13 protein-coding genes are annotated in these 18804 nt (G+C 44.3%); 3 read left to right on the top strand and 10 right to left on the bottom strand.

The window, feature by feature from the left end; all coding sequences use genetic code 11:
- Position 1 precedes the first annotated feature (1 nt).
- The 4 genes from ACPW7N_RS19675 to ACPW7N_RS19660 form a co-directional block, all read right to left on the bottom strand.
- On the bottom strand, positions 2-1168 hold the full coding sequence (locus ACPW7N_RS19675) for a TIGR04053 family radical SAM/SPASM domain-containing protein (protein WP_425652864.1): 1167 nt from the start codon (positions 1166-1168) through the stop codon (positions 2-4).
- Between the two features lie 224 nt (positions 1169-1392).
- Positions 1393-2109, bottom strand: a complete 717-nt coding sequence (gene ric / locus ACPW7N_RS19670; RefSeq protein WP_425652863.1) for an iron-sulfur cluster repair di-iron protein — start codon at positions 2107-2109, stop codon at positions 1393-1395.
- Between the two features lie 70 nt (positions 2110-2179).
- Positions 2180-3157, bottom strand: a complete 978-nt coding sequence (locus ACPW7N_RS19665) for a 2-hydroxyacid dehydrogenase (RefSeq protein WP_425652862.1) — start codon at positions 3155-3157, stop codon at positions 2180-2182.
- Positions 3158-3194: 37 nt separating this feature from the next.
- A complete protein-coding gene (locus ACPW7N_RS19660; protein ID WP_425652861.1) occupies positions 3195-4334 on the bottom strand; it encodes a glycerate kinase in 1140 nt (379 codons plus the stop codon).
- A gap of 172 nt (positions 4335-4506) precedes the next feature.
- Between ACPW7N_RS19660 and ACPW7N_RS19655 the strand changes: the two genes are divergently transcribed.
- The gene (locus ACPW7N_RS19655) at positions 4507-5064 is read left to right on the top strand and encodes an RNA polymerase sigma factor (RefSeq protein WP_425652859.1); all 558 of its coding nucleotides are present in this window, start codon (positions 4507-4509) and stop codon (positions 5062-5064) included.
- Positions 5061-6686 carry a DUF4179 domain-containing protein gene (locus tag ACPW7N_RS19650; protein WP_425652858.1) on the top strand — a complete coding sequence of 542 codons (1626 nt, stop codon included), beginning with the start codon at positions 5061-5063 and terminating at the stop codon, positions 6684-6686. The genes ACPW7N_RS19655 and ACPW7N_RS19650 overlap by 4 nt, the downstream gene beginning before the upstream one ends.
- A gap of 75 nt (positions 6687-6761) precedes the next feature.
- On the opposite strand, the gene ACPW7N_RS19645 is transcribed toward ACPW7N_RS19650, so the two are convergent.
- Both ACPW7N_RS19645 and hcp read right to left on the bottom strand, forming a co-directional pair.
- Positions 6762-8114 (bottom strand): aspartate kinase, encoded by a 1353-nt coding sequence (locus ACPW7N_RS19645; RefSeq protein WP_425652856.1) that lies wholly within the window; start codon positions 8112-8114, stop codon positions 6762-6764.
- A gap of 192 nt (positions 8115-8306) precedes the next feature.
- The gene (gene hcp / locus ACPW7N_RS19640; RefSeq protein WP_425652855.1) at positions 8307-9605 is read right to left on the bottom strand and encodes a hydroxylamine reductase; all 1299 of its coding nucleotides are present in this window, start codon (positions 9603-9605) and stop codon (positions 8307-8309) included.
- Positions 9606-9947: 342 nt separating this feature from the next.
- On the opposite strand from hcp, the gene ACPW7N_RS19635 reads away from it, so the two are divergent.
- Complete coding sequence (locus ACPW7N_RS19635; protein WP_425652853.1) at positions 9948-10394, top strand: hypothetical protein; 447 nt, start codon at positions 9948-9950, stop codon at positions 10392-10394.
- Positions 10395-10448: 54 nt separating this feature from the next.
- On the opposite strand, the gene ACPW7N_RS19630 is transcribed toward ACPW7N_RS19635, so the two are convergent.
- The 4 genes from ACPW7N_RS19630 to ACPW7N_RS19615 form a co-directional block, all read right to left on the bottom strand.
- Positions 10449-11462 (bottom strand): SMI1/KNR4 family protein, encoded by a 1014-nt coding sequence (locus ACPW7N_RS19630; RefSeq protein WP_425652852.1) that lies wholly within the window; start codon positions 11460-11462, stop codon positions 10449-10451.
- A gap of 136 nt (positions 11463-11598) precedes the next feature.
- Positions 11599-12909: a (Fe-S)-binding protein gene (locus ACPW7N_RS19625; RefSeq protein WP_425652850.1), complete on the bottom strand. Its 1311-nt coding sequence runs from the start codon at positions 12907-12909 to the stop codon at positions 11599-11601.
- A complete protein-coding gene (locus ACPW7N_RS19620; protein ID WP_425652848.1) occupies positions 12896-14317 on the bottom strand; it encodes an FAD-linked oxidase C-terminal domain-containing protein in 1422 nt (473 codons plus the stop codon). Before ACPW7N_RS19620 ends, ACPW7N_RS19625 begins: the two co-directional genes overlap by 14 nt.
- A gap of 176 nt (positions 14318-14493) precedes the next feature.
- Positions 14494-18801 (bottom strand): S8 family peptidase, encoded by a 4308-nt coding sequence (locus ACPW7N_RS19615; protein ID WP_425652847.1) that lies wholly within the window; start codon positions 18799-18801, stop codon positions 14494-14496.
- Between the last annotated feature and the right edge of the window lie 3 nt (positions 18802-18804).

Below are 18804 nucleotides of genomic sequence, written 5' to 3'. Positions count from 1 at the left end.
CTTACAATATCAACTTACGATTGTCCTGTTTCCGTAGAGCTTCTGGTATATAAACACAGAATGGCTCACTTTGCAAATAGTCTCCTGTCATGGCGAAGGTTCTGGAACGAGACCCTCCACAAACATATCGAAACTCGCATACACCGCATTTTCCTTTATATAAGTCAGGGTTGCGTATTTCTTTTAGAATGGGTGACTCTCGGTAAATTTCTTGCAATGGGGTTTCCCGGACGTTCCCTAATTTGATAGGCAAAAGTCCGCTTGGAAAAACATCGCCAGTATGTGAAATAAAGATAAACCCGTTTCCGTCATTTACTCCTTTTGGTGCTCGTTTCAGGCCGTCAATGAGAGATGCCTTATCCCTCGTCAATGTATCTTCATAGTATATTTCGCCTTGATCAACCTTGTGTTCTCGTACCTTTTGCTGTAGTACGACTCGTCGATAATGCTGTGCTGCGGTTGTTTTAATATCGTATGGTGCAGTCTTGCTTAATTCATATAGCCAGATAAACAGCTTTTCATGTTCAGCAGGGGTAAGACAATCCTTGGCTTGACCTCTTCCCGTCGGAACGAGGAGAAATATATACCACATGACCGCATTCAAGTCTTTTACTAACTCGGCCATTTGTTCAAGTTGATCATAATTAAAACGTGAGATCACTGTGTTAATCTGTAGCGGCATCTCCAGTTCATTCAAGTAGCGAATTTTTTCAAGCGTTAAGTCAAAAAGTCCTGGAGTACCTCTAAAATAATCGTGGATTTCTGGATTGGGTCCGTCGAGACTAAACCCCCAACGGGATAGACCTACAGCTTTTGCCCGCTCCATTCGCTCCTTTGTGACCTCTGGAGTTGCACTTGGTGTCATGGATACACGCATACCTTTCTTAACAGCATAATCAGCTAAATCAAAAAGGTCTTCCCTCATCATGCAGTCTCCGCCAGTAAAAACAAACATTGGATTATTCATTTCATAAATTTGATCAATTAGTTTAATGCCTTCTTCATGACTTAATTCATTAGGATCTGGCGTAAGCTGAGCATCCGCCCGGCAGTGAAGGCACTTCAGTTGACAGGCTCTTGTCACCTCCCAAATAACGATAAACGGATTTTCATTATAATCGATTACACTTCCAGATACATTTCCTATTGGATGTCGACTACTCTGCATTTCCATCACCAAACTTTTCATTATTTATATCTCAAGCAAATGTTAAGTATGAGATTATTAGATTATAAATAGAATTGTTTCTTGGTTGAGGAATGATTGTTACAGTAAATCTACAAATTAATGATAAATAAGAAAAGCTGGAATTCCTTAAAGTAAAAAACAATGTAAAAAGCCCCTTCCAACGAGTTTGACTCGCTAAAAGAGGCTGGGATTTTGACCTTACCTTAGCAGCCGCACGCAGGAGCAGCCACACGAAGGAACAGAATGTTGTTCTCCAAATGGATATGCTGGAACAAATCGGACTCCAATTCAACAAGCTTTTGGAAAGTAAGTGTATACGTACGGCAAGCACCTTCTGGAAGTTGATAGTCGTTTGTAATCGCACGCATCTCTCTCAAGATGTCACCAGCGCCTGTATGCTCGCTCTCGATCTCGTCCAATTGTGCTGCAGCTTTGGCACGAACTTCTTCAGAAGGGTTTTGTTCATACTCGCGGATAAGTGGGAACAAAATCGTCTCTTCTTTGATCAAGTGTTGATCAAGTTCCATTTTCAAGTTGTGGAACAAGCGGTGAAGCTGCGCCAATTCCTCGTGAGCCGGACCATGTACACGAAGAATTTTCGTTACGAACTCGCTTAGAAGTGGTAATTCTTGATTGAGATAAGCATGGTGCGTGTTCACGATATGGTCGATCAACTCAGCGGAAGAAGCTTCACGCCAGTCACGGCTGCTGCTAAACATGTCAACCACTTTATCATACGCTTGGTTCAATTTCGCAAGCAGTTCTTCCTCGTTGATGTTTTGCTGTTTGAGTGCCAGAGAAAGAGAACGGTTACCGCCGCAGCAGAAATCGATGCTATATTCTTTGAAGATGTTGCTTGCTCCCGGGAATCTCGCAACGACTTCACCAATTTTATCAGAACCAGTAAAAGTTACAGACATTTTCACTACCTCCTTTGATACTTGCATTATAACGTGGAGAGAACGCGAAAAGTGTGATGTAGATTATACTTTACGAAAGAACTTTTGGATTTACGACATGCTTCGGTGTCTGGCCCAAGACTGCTCGCAGGAGGTTATCGGCAGCAAGTGTTGCCATGCCTACCCTTGTTGCGATACTGGCACTGCCGATATGCGGAAGCGTCACCACATTGGGCAATGTAAGCAAAGGATGATCGAGTGATACTGGTTCCACTTCAAAGACATCCAGTCCTGCCGCCCAGATACGCTTGGTTACCAGTGCATCATACAGCGCCTGTTCGTCAACGATCCCGCCACGAGCCGTATTGATCAGGATACCCGTTTTTTTCATCAGATCAAGTTCCCGCTCCCCAATCAGGTGATGGGTCTCTGGTGTATAGGGTGCCATGATCACAACATAATCAGAGGTACGCAAAAGCTCATCCATATCGGAATAAATGATTCCCAAACGCTCTTCTGCTTCCGGTTTTTGTGACCGGTTGTGATACAGCACTTTCATATCGAAGCCCTTTGCTCGTTTCGCGATGGCTTCCCCAATTCTCCCCAAGCCGATAATTCCCATTGTAGCTCCATACACATCCTGCCCTGCCAGCATCATCGGCGACCATGTCTTCCATTCACCCGCCCGCAGTACATACGATGCTTCCATTAGTCGCCTTGCAGTCGCCATTAACAAAGCAAATGTCAGATCAGCCGTCGTCTCCGTGAGAACATCCGGTGTGTTTGTGACGATAATTCCCCGCTCCGTCGCTGATTGCACGTCAATATTATTGTATCCCACTGCCATATTACTGATTGCCTTGAGCTTCTTGGCACGCTCCAATAAAGGGGCATCGATTTTTTCGGTAAGCAAGGTGTAAAGACCGTCAGCATTCTCTATCTCTCGCTCAAGCACATCTCGTGGAACGGGAACATCTTCTTCGTCCCATAAAGATACTTCACACTGCTCACGCAACAAACAAAGTGCTTGTTCAGGAATCCTTCTTGTTACGAAAATCCGTGGTTTCATCGTCTCTCTCCTCTTTCTCTCGGTACGTATGTAAATTCTATTGGTTTCCCGTAATGGTTGCGTTAATTAGCCGGGCTATATTGTGAGCAGCGTCAAAAATGTAGGTCGCACCGTTTGCCATCGATTCATCCAGGCTGACAGGACCCGGAGCAATTGAGTGAATGCTGACAAAGACCTCGTGAAGCTGCTCGGCTCCCTTCCCTAAAGAACCCGATAAAAGAATTGTGTGCTTGCCGTGTTGCTTTGCCAGCTTGCCGATATAGAAAGGAACCTTGCCAAAAGCCGTCTGATAATCGCTTTGTCCCTCTCCTGTCAGTACCCAGTCACACTGTTTGAGCTTCTCTTCCAGTTCAACTGCCTCTGCTACGATCTGTGCTCCCGGTAAAAGCTCTGCTCCCAATGTCAGGAAAGCAAATCCTAACCCGCCTGCTGCACCTGCTCCGGGATGCTCACTACATTTCTGCTGCAAATGAGCATGGATCAGTTCACTATAGCTTTGCAAGGCTTCATCCATCTGCACAACTTGCTCTGGAGTAGCCCCTTTTTGCGGAGCGAATACATACGACGCGCCTTGCTTCCCGCACAGTGGATTCGTCACATCGGTAGCAACCTGAATTCGACAGTCTCGCAAGCGGACATCCATTGTCGAGTAATCTACTTTCTTCACTTTTCCTACCGATGCACCTATTGGTGGTACAACTTGTCCCTCATGATCGAGAAAGGTTACACCCAATGCCTGTAGCATCCCCAGCCCGCCATCATTTGTCGCACTTCCGCCAAGACCGATAATAAACTGACGATGCCCCTGATCAAGGGCATGCAAAATAACTTCTCCGATCCCCTTTGTAGAAGTATTCATCGGATTTCGCTCTGATTTCGGCACCATCGGCAAACCTGCCACTGCGGCAATTTCGATCACGACAATCTGATCATGTCCCAAAACACCATAGTTGGTCGGCACCAAATCAAGAAGTGGCCCTGTTGCATTCAATTCAACCTTGTGCCCATCCGTACCAAACAGCAGGGCATCCAGCGTCCCTTCGCCACCGTCCGCCATTGGGATTACATCGATTTGAGCGGAGGGAAACACTTGAAGGAATGCCTCTTTTATTTTTGTCCCAACCTCAATGGAAGTTACGCTTCCCTTGAAAGAATCCGGAGCAACGACAATATACATACCAAAAACTCCTTCATGATGCGTTTCATTATATAAAAAATAATAGCAGAAGATGATCCAAACAGCAGTAAGAGGCTAGATTGAAAAATTTTTCCTGATTGTTGTAAGATTTACCAAGAATATGGAGTATGTAACGGTGAAGATATCTTCAAAACGAATGAGGAGGAATTCGATGAGTGACGATCTAATGTGGGTGAATCAGGTCTTGCAAGGCAACAAGCAGGCTTACGCTCACCTCATCAATAAATACAAAGACAAGATTTATTATTTGCTTGTTCGCATGGGAGAGCCACCGCAAGATGCACAGGACGTAGCACAAGAATGCTTCATCAAAGCGTACCATTACTTGCACAGCTATGATCAGAGCCGGAAATTCTCTTCCTGGTTGTATCGCATCGCCATTAATCACTGTCTCGATTTGAAACGAAGAAAATCGAAAACGGTGAATCTTCATATCGAGCTTGAAGAAAATACGATAGCTGAAACCAAAAGTCCGGAGACAATCTACTTAACAAATGAGTCAAAAACGGAATTATCCGTTCTGGTAAACTCTCTTCCTGAGAATTATCGACTGGTTTTGCTCCTACGCTACATTGATGATCTTACCTATAAAGAAATAAGTGAGATATGTAAACTCTCCGTAAATACTGTGCAAGTCCGTTTGCATCGTGCGAAACAAATGCTTCGAGAACACTTTCAAACAACGAAGAAAGGCGGCGAATTGCGATGAATTGTGTTTCAGTTGAAAAACAAGCAGAACAATACGTTCATAACGAACTTACCCCTGACGAACGAAATGCCTTTGAATCACATGTAAACAGTTGCCCTTCGTGCCAACACTTAATCTCAATGATCCTTGAAGAAAACAAAACACTGACTGAAACACTTTATTTCAATCAATCAGCTCTTCCTGTCGGTTTTACCGAAAATATTCTGGACCAGCTTACCCCGTATCCAGTTCAAGGATCGTTTAGCCAGATGCCACCAGCTGCTCAACACAAAAAGCAAAAAACGATGCGAAATCTTTTTGTTTCCGCCGCTGCAGCCCTGTTACTGGTCTTTACAACATCTGCCTTTATCTCTCCTACCTTTGCAGCTTTCCTCTCGTCTTTCATCACGAGGGTTGGTGGCGAGCTTGGATTGAAAACAGCGGCAGAACAAGGCTATTCAAATGAGGTCAATAAAGTCGTCAGTGACAAAGGCATTTCCCTTCATGTCAGGGAAATCATAGCCGATCCCAATCGTTTGGTTGTTACTTATTTATTGAAGGACAAAGATGGGAAGAATATGGAAGATTTGGCCATCCCACGTTCCCCTGCGAACAAGATATATGTAACCGATCAGGCTGGGAATATAATTACAGAAAGCCATAATTTTTCTCGCGGAGCAGACTATGCAGATTTAACATTTGCCCTAACCAATCCACCGAACAACCTGGTCGTTCATCTCAATATTACAGAGCTTAACGAGAGGAACCCGGTTAAAGGCACCTGGAAGCTGGATGCGCAGGTGGATATATCGAAAAGCATCGCTGCAACCAACCGTCAACCAATTCAGGCTGTCTATACTTCTCCATCGGGAATTGCTTTTACTCTTGAAAATGTAACGTATACGCCAAGTGCTACCCGTCTAGATATTCTTACCCGAGAAACACCTGCTGAAAAAGAGCGAGTCAGAAAAATGGCTGCAAAAGTTACGGGAAAGGCTGATGAGGTAAGCATTGGAGGATATTCCTTTGATTATCGAATTGTCAACAAACAGGGAGAAACTGTTGCTGGATCAGAGCCGTTTAAAGGTACACGGACGATCTACTTCAGACAAGGTCCCCCAAGTGAAATCGGGACCGCTAGTTGGCATGGTGCCTATTCAACTTCGTCTCAACCGGAAGAACTGTTCTTTGTTCTCGATGCTGTCCAGGTTACAGAAGCATCCAACTTCGCAATTCAGTTCTCTCCAAATGAAATAAATAAGCGCCCAGTCACTCTCAAGAATGAGGAAGACGGCGGCACTTATACAATTAAGAATGTAAGTACGCGTACTGATCCCGTTTCAAATGAAAAACTGACGATCATTCTAATAGAAGGACAGCTTTTGGAGTCGGAATTCCCGAACTGGAATCTTACTGATGAGAATGGGAAGCGCTACGAGACTGAAATTGACTTCGAGAACGTATTTACAGAAGGAAATGAATCTCAAACAAAGTTGGTCGAGCCTCTGATTGTTAAAGGCTTACCTGATCATCCTGGTGAGCTAACTCTTTCCATGCAGACGATTCAGAAACGGTACACGAATGAAAACTGGAAGGTCCCCATTCCTCCGAACACGGTAATCAATCCGCCAGCGTCTAAATAAGACGATGTACTCATGGCATGCTTCACATTAAAGCCCGGAAGATCTCTCTTCCGGGCATTTTACCATTCTATCTGATCAAATCAGGAAAAACTCATGGTATAACGCAATTACGGCACTATCGGCATCCTCTGCTTTCACACCGAACATCATGCTTACCTCAGATGAGCCTTGGTTGATCATCTCCAGGTTGACACTCGCTTGTGCCAGAGCAGTCGTCGCACGGGACGAGATACCAATGGATCTTCTCATCCCCTCCCCAACGATCATGACCAGTGCCAAATCGTGCTGGATCGAGACATCATCAACCTGCAGCTCTTCTTTCATCCGACTGAGGACACGAGCTTCTTTTTCTGCATCCAGTTGGTTTTCTCGCAGGATGACCGAAATGTTATCGATTCCTGACGGTGTATGCTCGTAGGACAATCCTTCGTCCTCAATAATCTGAAGAAGTCGGCGGCCAAAGCCAATTTCACGGTTCATTAAATACTTGCTGACATAGATGCTGCAAAAACCGGCATCACTGGCAATACCCGCAATCGGATTGTTCTGCGGATGACGTTCGGAGACAATCATTGTTCCCGGTGCGCTTGGGTTGTTGGTATTTTTGATGCAAACGGGAATTCCCGCTCGAAACGCAGGGAGCAGTGCTTCCTCGTGGAATACAGAAAAACCGGCATATGATAATTCTCGCATCTCACGGTACGTAATTTCATTGATTTTGCGTGGGTTAGCAATCAGGGTAGGATTCACCACAAAGACCGAATCTACGTCTGTGAAGTTCTCATACAAGTCCGCTTTGACGGCTGCTGCCAAAATAGAGCCGGTAATATCGGAACCTCCACGAGAAAAAGTAACGAGTGCACCCTTTGAAGAATAGCCAAAAAAACCGGGGAACACTACGATTCCAGAACGTTGCTTGAGTTCAGCAAGTCTTGCATAGGATTCCTCAAGGACTTGCGCATTTCCGAATTCGTCACTTACCAGAAGTCCCGCATCACGAGGATTTACATATTCAGCATCCAATCCCTTGCTTTGCAGATAGCAAGCCAACAGTTTTGCTGAGTTGTCTTCTCCTGCTGCTTTCATGGCGTCAAGGAATGCTTCCGGATTGGATACATCCATATTTAAAATAGCACGTAAATCGTTGGTGATGCGCTCCATTATTTCAAATGGCAGCCTCAGATCGTCAGCGATTTCCTGATAGCGGCCGATAATCCGTTGCAATTCCTGCTCTGCCTCTTGATCCACCAAATACTTGGTGGCACAGGCGATCAGCAGATCTGTAACTTTGGTATCTTCCTTGCTTCGTTTACCTGGAGCCGAAACGACAACAATTTTTCGGTTTTGATCCGCTTTGATAATTTCATACACTTTTTCAAACTGTGCTGCTGAAGCCATGGAAGTCCCGCCAAATTTACAAACGTTCACTTTGTATTATCCCCCTATCCACTCACGACGGACATTTGTTTTCTGTAGATGTGCATGACTATACTTTATCTTGTATTAGACCGATTGAAAAGAGAAAAATTATGTACTAGCTTAGACTTGTTTGGGCTTGTCTATAAAAAAAGCAATCACACGGTAGATTACCACCATGTGATTGCCTGCTTTTATCTGATATTAGTTTCTTACAGTTCCCAACATTACGTTCATATCTTCTTGTGCATTGCCAATCGGCTTCACGCTGAACAAGTCTTGCAGTACAGACAACACACCAGGCTGAATGAACTCAGGAAGTTTTGGACCGATGCGGATATCCTGAATACCAAGGCTGAACAATCCGAGCAGGATAGCAACAGCTTTTTGTTCGAACCAGGACAATACGATGCTTACAGGAAGTTCGTTAACACTGCATTCAAACGCTTCTGCCAATGCTGCTGCAATCTTGATGGTAGAAACGGAGTTGTTGCATTGTCCCAAATCGATGTAGCGAGGGATGTTGGTTCCTGGTACTGTACCGTAATCCACATCGTTGAAACGGAACTTACCACAGGATGTTGTCAAAATAACTGCTTCTGGTGGCAAGGAAGTTGCCAGCTCACGATAGTACTCTCCACCTTTACCAGGTGCGTCACAGCCTGCGATGACGAAGAAGCGCTTGATTTTGCCTGCTTTCACTGCATCAACGATTTCAGGTGCGATACCGAGCACTGTATTGTGGTGGAAGCCAGTAGACAAGGTTTGATCAGACTCCATATTGGCTTCTGGCAAGGAAAGTGTTTTTTCAATCAATGGCGTAAAGTCGTCATTTTCAATTTTGGTTACGCCCTCAAGACCAGTAATTTCATAAGAGAAGAAGCGATCTGCATACGTGCCTTTGATTGGCATAACACAGTTGGTAGTGGCAAGGATACCACCAGGGAACTCTTCGAACAGACGGCGTTGGTCGAACCACGCTTTACCGATATTGCCTTTCAAGTGCGGATATTTTTTCAATTCTGGATATCCATGAGCTGGCAGCATTTCGGAGTGTGTGTAGATGTTGATGCCTTTTCCTTCTGTTTGTTTCAACAGCTCTTCTAGTGCAAAAAGGTTGTGGCCCGTTACTACGATACATTTTCCTTCAATTTTGTTTTGGGACACTTTCACCGGCTGAGGTACACCAAAGCGATCCGTATGAGCTTTATCGAGAAGCTCCATCACTTTGATTGCTGCTTTTCCCACTTTCATCGCCATCTCGAGATGTTCTTGAAGATTGAAGTTATGGTTTGTCAACGTGAAGTAGAGAGCTTCCTGAGTGATACCGTCTACCTCTGGATCGATGTATCCCAACTGACGTGCATGAGTAGCATAGGCAGCGATTCCTTTTAGTCCAAAAATAATTGTATCTTGAATACTTGCGAGGTCCTCGTTCTTACCACAGACCCCCATCACCGTACAGCCGCCAGTAGGCGTTTGTTCACATTGATAACAGAACATATCTATTTCCCTCCATTGTTAATTTTCTTAGCAGTTCATCTTGTGATACACAGATCATAAACGATGAGACAACTCTCCCTTGTGACGGGACTCACAGCAGATTGATTGTTCATAAATCTGTGACATTATTCACAAATCATTCCACTTAAGAAAGTGTAAGCGATTTCAGTATTATCAAGATTTTTCACTTATCATCCTTATCTAAATGTTCGGAAATTCATCTTTGCATAGTATTAACTACATGATGAAAACCCGAACATTCCTCTGGAAGAATTAAGAAAGAAACGATCAGACGGAATAAAACGTCTCACTTATAAGGCAGAAAAAAAGGGGGGGATTTCTATGTTTCAAAACTCAATGAAGGCCTTTATGTACCATGTTCTAGCTTGTATTGCTTCTTTTCTGATGCTACAAGCCTTTTCCCCATACGAGCACCCATTGTCAATCGGCATGTATGCCTACTTATTTGCTGTTCTTCTACTTGTTGTTGTCTATTATATAAAGGCAGGCACAAAGCTCAACCGATTGGCCTCACCTAGTCATGACTGGCTTTCTGTCGCCACAGTTGCAGTACCTGGATTGATCATGTGGTCTTCTATGTCCTTCTTATCCGGTGAAGGGCAATCCGATTGGGTCTTTTTCTCTCTGTACTACTTGTCCATTCGACCGTTGGGCGAGATGCTTTCAATCAACAGCCATTCAGTACAGCTCATTTTTAACTTCATCGTTTGTTTTCTCCCATCGCTACTCTTGGGAATTGGACTCAAGATTACTCGAAAAAAAAGATAATAAAACGCCTTCGTTCCAAGATGAACGAAGGCGTTTTTCAATTGAGTTTTGTTGTTAATAGAGATGCTTTTTCTCAATCTTAAAGATTTCTCCTTGAAGTCGTGCTTTAATCTCTACTAATTGTCCAACAGAATAGGTGCTAGCATTAGAGGTTAAAATCAAAACTTCCTTCCCTAATTGGTAAATAAAGCAAGAAAGTGATGAATCATTAAAGATTTTTGTTATTTCACCACTGACTAAAATAACTGATTTTACTTCATGATGAAGGTATTCATACTTATTCTTGTTTTGCTTTACAACATTGAGTTCTTCTGGCTCCTCTATGTAAAGACAAATGCTCGTACGATCACCTTCTTGAAGTATTCTAGACTTTTCGTTTGACTCTGGCTGAAGGAACTCTGAATGTTCTATGTAGTGGAAGAAGATATCGGTTCTGACCTCGTTTACTTTTATTTTGACTTCACGGCCATAACCAGATCCAGATACGTGATCGATTGTGCATTCGAATATATCTCTTACTTTCCGATGCTCTTCTATCTCTTTGATGGCACGATCTAACCAGTCTTCGTACCAAGAAAGAAAACTGTTCGCCACTCTTCCCATCCCATACCCATCGCAACGTGCATCATACCATACCTTCCCTTTTTCAGGACCAGATATGACCAGGATATGATATACTCCACAGCCATGGTCACAAAGCGTAATCGTCCCTTGCCGATCGTTTTCTCGAAGATCTTCTTCATCGTCGTGATTCTTCCAATCAGAAGTATATGGAAATGGTTTAGCTAAAGATTCATGGCTAATCGGTTCATCGGTAACATCGTTATACTCAACAAGTGGGATCAGTCCGTAAGAAGGACCTGCCCCGCCGTTTCCAACATTCATGAGGAAGTCTCTATAATCTTCGGGCAAGCTGATTGCATATTTATTTTCAAATAATTGTATTTCTTCTTTCGTAAGTACCGGATTGAACTGATATCTATGCCGCTTTGAATAAAACACTTTATACCTAGCGTCAAGTTCTTTGAGATAGTCCAATTTCTGTCTAATCTGATCAAATCGGTTCATTTTCTACCCCTCTTTACTGGGAGACTTTTACTATTATGGCAAGTATAACAGATCAGAAAATAAAAAAAAGGCCACCTTCATTCATGATGAACAAGGATGGCTTTCATTTGAGTGTTACTATATTCTCCGATCTATCTTACTGCTTCTTCACTAACTGCTGTGCCAACAGGTCAACGATATGCACAGCTTCCATCTTGCCTTCCAGACCCGCACGATGGATACCCAGCTTCATCTGCAAGAGACAACCAGGGTTTGCCGTAACGAGGATGTCTGCTTGCGTCTGTTCCACATGCTCCATCTTCTCTTCCAGGATCTGACCAGACATTTCTGGCTGTACTACGTTGTAAATACCCGCAGAACCACAGCATCTGTCTGCTTCGAACAATTCCACGAATTTGGCATCAGGAATCGATTGAAGTAACTGACGAGGCGGAGTGATTACTTTCATACCATTGCGCAAGTGGCAGGAATCCTGATAAGTGATGCGCTTGTTCAGTGGCTTCCACTCCAGATTTTCACTGAGTTCAACGAGCACGTCGCTGATATCACGAACCCGCTTCGCGAACCATTTGGAATCTTCCTTCCACTCTGGATCATCTTTCAGCAGGTGATCATACTCTTGCAGCATGGCACCGCAACCACCACCGTTGGAAATGATCAGGTCTACATCTGCATCTTTGAACACTTTAATATTTTTCTTCGCCAGTTCACGGGCAATCGCACGCTCACCACTATGAGCATGCAACGCACCACAGCAGTTCTGGTCTGCTGGAATTAACACTTCGCAACCAGCATGAGTCAACAATTCAACGGTGTTTACATTCGTGCCATGGAACAAGACGTCCATGATACACCCGTGGAACATACCTACTTTTACCTTTGTTTTTCCCTTGGCAGGAACATGCGTGCCAAGTAATTCAACAAGGCCAACATTTGTAGCTTCTGGCAAGATTTCTTCCATCTCGGCCATGTGTTTCGGCAAGATTTTCATGATACCCGTCCCACGAACAATCTTTCCAATACCCGACTTTTGATAGAAACGCAGCAGTTTTCCCAGTTTATAAAGACGTTTTTGGTGTGGAAAAACGTGTTTGAATGCTGTTGTACGAATGAACCTGATCCATGCAGGATACTTGTTGGTTTCTTTGGCATGGTCTTCGATTGCTTCGCGTGCTTGCTCGATTAACTGACCATAATGCACCCCGGCAGGACATGCTGGCTCACAAGCACGGCAGCCTAAGCAAAGGTTCATTTGATCAATAAAGTCTTGATCCGGCTCATAGATTCCGTCCACTGTTGCTTTCATCAACGCAATACGGCCACGTGGAGAAGCACCCTCGAAGCCCGTTTCACGGAACGTAGGACATGCAGGTTGACAGAAACCGCATCGCATGCAGTTAGACAATTCCTCGTAATCGAGGGTCATCTTGAGTTTATTTTGCAGCATTGTCTATCACCACTCTTTTACGTGATTGTCTAGCGAACATTTTGTCAGGGTTTAAGAGGTTATCAGGATCGAATGCTGCCTTGATATTTTTCATCAATTGAATGCCTGCTTCGCCAAGCTTCCACTCCAGGTAAGGTGCTTTCACTGTACCGATTCCATGCTCTCCAGTGATCGTACCGCCAAGGCTGATGGCTGCAGCAAACACTTCTTCAAACGCTTGCTCTACACGCTCTACTTCTTCGTGAATGCGGGAGTCTGTCATACAAGTTGGATGTAAATTACCGTCCCCAGCATGGCCAAATGTGCAAATCTCAACATTGTATTTCTTTGCAATCTCCTGAATTGCTTCAACCATTGGGGCAACAGATGCACGAGGCACAGTGGCGTCTTCCAGGATGGTTGTAGGACGCAAACGAGAAAGCGCTGCCAATGCACTGCGTCTAGCAATCATTACTTCTGCTGCCTCTTTTTCAGAGTTTGCCACTTTCACTTCAATGGCAAAGTTTTTCTTACAGATTTCCGCCATTTTTTCCATGTCGCGATCTACTGTTTCTTTATCTCCATCTTGCCCGATCACAAGGATAGCACCTACATCAGGCAGGCCAATTTTTTTGAAATCCTCAACCACACGGATGGTTCCACGGTCCATGAACTCCAATGTTGCTGGAATGATTTTCGCTTCGATAATGTCAGAAACCGTTTTCGCGGAATGAGTCAATTCGTCGAACATCGCTAACATGACACGATTGCTCGCAGGTTTCGGAATGAGCTTCAGAATAGCTTCAGTAATGATGGCAAGCGTACCTTCTGAACCAACAAGAAGTTTTGTTACGTCATAGCCTGCTACGTCTTTCATCAGCTTGCCGCCAGTGCGAATGATATCCCCATTCGGCAGAACCGCTTCCAGTCCAATGACGTAGTCTTTGGTTGTGCCGTATTTCAGTCCACGCAGACCACCGGAACCAAGTGCGATATTTCCCCCGATTGTAGAGACAACCATGCTGGATGGATCTGGTGGATAGAACAGGCCAATCGCTTCAACCGCATCGTGGATCGCTTTGGTTTTTACTCCTGTTTGCACAGTAACAGTGAGGTTCGCCTCATCGATTTCCAAAATCTTGTTAAAGCGATGCATGGACAGTACGATTCCGCCTTTATCAGGCACAGTACCACCACAGAGGTTGGAAGCAGCTCCACGAGTGATTACCGGAATTTTGTAGCGAGTGGCTACTTTCATTACACGGCTGATCTCTTCTGTGTTAGCAGGGATCACCACAATGTCAGGCAAGGATTGTTTCATTGGGGTAGCATCATATGAATAAGCAACAAGTGCTTCTGGTGTATCCAAACAGTAAGAATCACCTACGATTGACGCTAATTCTTGACGAATTTTTGGGTCTAAAGCCATCTTAGTCTCTCCCTTCAAATTGAGCGCACACTTAGTCTTCGAAATATCTGGTCATCAGATGTCTATGTTTAAATTATGTAAGAAACTCGTCCCTAGGTCAATGCGGAATTTTTTCTTCTGAGAAAAAAAGCTGCCAGAAGCAGTTCTGACAGCTTTCAAATACTTATTCACTTGATTTATTCACGAACGGGGACAACCGCAATAATATTTTCATGGTCGTTCGCTTCATCTTCTTTTAACAACTCGTCCAATTCATCTTCTTCGATCAGCTCTTCGAGTGTATCGATGTATTCATCGTTAAAGAAGACGAGGATTTGATCCATTGGAACCGTTTCAGTCAGTTCTTTAAACAGTTTGCTGTCATCCGCCAGTAGTTCCTTGAATGTGTATCGTTTCATCTCAGGAACAATTACTTCAGTCTCTGCTGACAGTTCACCTGGTAAATCAACTTGCCACTTGAGTGTATAGGTACCTTTTGCTGCATCTGCCGGAAGCTGAATGGATCCCTCATACCAGTTATCGCTCTCTTTGCTTTCTGCCAGGATCTTACCGTCTTGCTCCAGTGTGAGCACAGGCATAATATCCTGGGATGAAATCGGTTCATATTCCCGCTTGCTTGCATCAAATGCATAGATAACAGATTTACCTTGTTTGTCCACTGTCAGCTTCAATGGCACTTGGATATCCTTTGCAGGGTTATCTGCCATGATTACCACTTCATTCAGGCGATTTTTGTAGCTGTCTTGGACAAGTACCTCAGCATGGATTGGTTTGCCCGGCAAAGCATTTTTCTCTTCCAGCTTAAGTCCAGCAGTCAGCTTGCTGTCAACTTTAAACTCGTATCCGTCTTTCACCTTGCGTGGCTTGGCATCATAGAACAGACCTGTCGTCATTCCGTCTTCACTTTGCATTTTGGCCAAACGGAATTGGAAGTTTTCTTTCGGCAAGTACAGGGTGTCACTCGAAGTTAATTCAAATACTACGTAGGAGTATTCTTCGTAATCATCTTCGTCTTCCTCTTCCTCAGACAAGACTCCGAGCATCCACTGGATATTCTCTTTTCCTTTGCTTGCGATCGTTACTTTATCCATTGCGGAGAAATCAGGCTTCACTTCGATCTCCACTTTCGGCTTATCTATCACCATATCTGTGCGATAGATAAACTGTTGTTCTCCCAACTTCTTGATCGCAGTAAGTTGATAGGTTCCTGGATCGATCCAAGCTTCTGGCGCAATGCCATTTTCGTAATCGTAGACCGGTAAATGATACTCACCTTTCGCCACTGTTAAATACAGATCATCATCGGTAGGGAGTTTTACTTTTGATGGCTTGGTACTCTTTTGAGATAAATCCAGTGTAAAACGATTGGAAGGAACTGTAATACTTCTCTCCACCATAAACGGTGTATTGTCTTTGAGAGTTCCATTCACATGGAATGTGTACTTCTCACCGACCTTCAAGTCGTCCAGATTGAATGAAGCCTCTTCGTAATCTGTCTCGTCATCCCAATGGTAATAATAATCGCTACTTACAACTTTTTGTTCACTGTCTAATACATATACATCAGCCATTTGGACAGGCTGGCGGTCAGGAGAGACGAGAGCAACCTGTGTTTGCGCTGTGCTTCCTTCCAGCTCAAGCTTTAGCTCTTTGACTGTCTTGCGTGGCTCTTTCATTTGCAACGGTACTTTTGTGAAGTCAACGTCGATCTTGTATTTTCCTGCAGTGATATTGTAGTTGGACGGAATCTCAAAATAGCGGAAACCCGCTTCCTGCCACACTTCCTGGCCTTGCTCGTTTGTCATGATGATGGTCGGTTCTGCCTCTTCGAATTCTTCCTCATCATCCTCGCTCGGAGCAATTACAGCGTGGTCTTTTGCGATGAATCGTGTCTTTTCGTCCTTCTGTTCTTTCACCAATATCGCATTTTGCTGCAACTCTTTAAAAACATCAGCAGGAATATTTTCAACATATCTTAGTTCGAAGTTATTTCCAAATGAAACAATGAACGGTAAACGCAAGAAATCTCCTGGATGGTAGATTCTTTCTTCATCCTTCGAATCGTCTTCTGTCCCCTCATCGTCTTCATAATCCTCATCATCTTCATCTTCAACCAGCTTGATCTCAGGGTTCGATGGAATGACGAGCTTCTGATCTTTCGTTACGTCGAGTTCTTCATCCGTTCTCAGAGAATAGAACCAGATCATGTCATCTTTTTCTTGTTTGAGATCGATCCAGTAGTACTCAAGTACTTGAGGTGACATCAGAATGGATTTCCCATTACCAACATGCATGCCGTACGTATAGTAAGAGCCTGTCTCTGCGTAGAACTCGGCAGAGCTTGCCCATTTTGGCAGTGCAAAGGTCAGTTTTTTCGTCTTGGAGATATCGAATGCAACTGCTTTTGTCTCTTTTTCTACATGGATTGATTGCTGCAGCAAATAATTTTGCCCTTGCTCCCCATTGCGTACCGCAAATGCTGTGTAGTCTCCCGGCGGCAGATTTACTTTCACATTGCCTTTTTCATCCGCAGATGTACGAATCGTCAGGCGATCCACCTCTGCGCCATCGATCATCGGTGTGAAGTAAAAATCTGCATGATCCGTCTGATAAGCCATCTCATCCTTTGTTACCTGGACGGACACTTCCTGGGTTTGACTAAAATCGAGGGCAAGCGTCCCTGTATTTCCCTGGAGTGGTTGGTACGTAACGTATTCTTTTTCCAGATCAGAATCGTAGTATTCAACTACCAAAAGGTACTTTTCATTTTTAAGAATTACACCCGCAGGAATAATACCGATACCCTGACCGTTGGTATAAGAGCGCAGAACCGTTCTGTAGTAGCCCTTGCTGCCGTTTTCGTCATCATACTTGCTACCGTAATCCACGTAGCGAAGTACTTGGACAAAAGCACCTTGTGCAATTTTGCCATCCGGGCTTGTTACTTGCACTTTGATGCCTGCTGTGTCTTTATTATAAACTCTCAGTTGAAGTGTCTCCGCTTGTCCAATCACTTGACCACTCGCATCCAGTGTACGAATGGAGAGAAGCTGATTTCCGTCAGATACCTGCGCAGAATCCCACGCAAAATTAGCTTGATTGTTCACAACCGGATAACTTCCGAGAACTTTATTGCTGTTGGAAAGAAGCTGAACCTGTGTTGCTTGCGCAGCCTTCACCTTGATCTGGAAGTCTACCTTTCCGAATACTTGTGTGCCCTGGCTAGGTTTGACAATTTGCAGAGGTGCATTTTCACCATAGCTTAATGCCTGATTCACCTGCAATAAGCCATGCCCGGTACTCGCATCGAACCCAGGTTTGTCGATGTCTTTGGCTGTGTTCTCCAATGCCGTGCGAATTTGTTGCACATCCCAGTCAGGATGAGTCAACTTCACGAGAGCTGCAGCCCCTGCGACGAAAGGAGAAGCCATGGATGTTCCACTATAATACTCGTATTCACCGTCTGTAACTGTACTTAACACATCTTCGCCTGGTGCGATCAAATCAATCGGACTTCCAAAATTACTAAAATCCGATGTGTTCCCCTTGGAGTTACTCGATGCTACCGTTACTGGTTCAGGATAACCTGCCGGGAAATAGCCATCTGCATCATCACTTGAATTACCTGCAGCAACTACGACAACAACACCCTTATCCACTGCTTTTTGTATGGATTCCTGCATGAGTTTGCTGTATCCTTGACCGCCAAGACTCATGTTGATTACATCGGCGCCCAGTTCAACTGCTTTATCGATACCTTTCGCGATCGAAACAGTAGTACCGAAACCATTATCGTCCAAAACCTTGATTGGCAAAATGGAAATAGGAGCAGTACCTGTTACCCCTGCAACACCGATCTCATTGTTCGTCTGTGCTGCAATAATTCCAGATACATGCGTACCATGCCCGTGGACGTCATTTACATTTTGATTGTCGTCAATGGCATTGTAACCATTGTTCAGTACTCGTCCACCTAGATCAGGATGATTAACCGATACACCCGTATCGACAACGGCAACGACCACCTTGTCAAGCTTCGGTCCTTCCCAAAGTCCAAGTTTGTTCCAAGCAGCAGGTGCCTCTACTGCCGGGAGTCCCCACTGTTCCTTGTACCGTTCATCGTTAACCGGCGGTTGGTCATCTGATGCAGCCACACGATAGATGTAGTTTGGCTCCACATACTCAACATTCGGGTCCTTAGCAATTTCACTCGCGACCTCTGTGAGCGTATCGGCTGGTACTTTCACCAGCTCCATATCTGCCATTCTTTCTTTTACCTGAACCTGTTGAGAGTACTTGCTCTTACGAATTCCGATTGAGTCGTCCTTGTATTTAATGATCAGTTCACCTGTTACATAACTTTGTTGCTGTTGATTCAGCTTTTCAACAGCTTTGCTTTCCCATGCCGATGCTTTGGGCATGAAGCCTGTAAATAGCAGCGGTACAGACAAAGCCATAATCATGGATTTTTGCATCCATTTCATGTG

It is taken from the genome of Brevibacillus nigriterrae (assembly GCF_049846925.1).
Classification (GTDB): Bacteria; Bacillota; Bacilli; order Brevibacillales; family Brevibacillaceae; genus Brevibacillus_H.
The sequence above is the reverse complement of the archived record's forward strand: the minus strand, read 5'-3'. Positions and strand labels throughout refer to the sequence as shown.

Coding starts and splice junctions, on each gene's coding strand:
- ACPW7N_RS19625 (WP_425652850.1), bottom strand. CDS start 12,909: ATGCTGCAAAATAAACTCAAGATGACCCTCGATTACGAGGAATTGTCT.
- ACPW7N_RS19675 (WP_425652864.1), bottom strand. CDS start 1,168: ATGCAGAGTAGTCGACATCCAATAGGAAATGTATCTGGAAGTGTAATC.
- ACPW7N_RS19665 (WP_425652862.1), bottom strand. CDS start 3,157: ATGAAACCACGGATTTTCGTAACAAGAAGGATTCCTGAACAAGCACTT.
- hcp (WP_425652855.1), bottom strand. CDS start 9,605: ATGTTCTGTTATCAATGTGAACAAACGCCTACTGGCGGCTGTACGGTG.
- ACPW7N_RS19630 (WP_425652852.1), bottom strand. CDS start 11,462: ATGAACCGATTTGATCAGATTAGACAGAAATTGGACTATCTCAAAGAA.
- ACPW7N_RS19650 (WP_425652858.1), top strand. CDS start 5,061: ATGAATTGTGTTTCAGTTGAAAAACAAGCAGAACAATACGTTCATAAC.
- ACPW7N_RS19655 (WP_425652859.1), top strand. CDS start 4,507: ATGAGTGACGATCTAATGTGGGTGAATCAGGTCTTGCAAGGCAACAAG.
- ACPW7N_RS19660 (WP_425652861.1), bottom strand. CDS start 4,334: ATGTATATTGTCGTTGCTCCGGATTCTTTCAAGGGAAGCGTAACTTCC.
- ACPW7N_RS19620 (WP_425652848.1), bottom strand. CDS start 14,317: ATGGCTTTAGACCCAAAAATTCGTCAAGAATTAGCGTCAATCGTAGGT.
- ACPW7N_RS19615 (WP_425652847.1), bottom strand. CDS start 18,801: ATGAAATGGATGCAAAAATCCATGATTATGGCTTTGTCTGTACCGCTG.
- ric (WP_425652863.1), bottom strand. CDS start 2,109: ATGTCTGTAACTTTTACTGGTTCTGATAAAATTGGTGAAGTCGTTGCG.
- ACPW7N_RS19635 (WP_425652853.1), top strand. CDS start 9,948: ATGTTTCAAAACTCAATGAAGGCCTTTATGTACCATGTTCTAGCTTGT.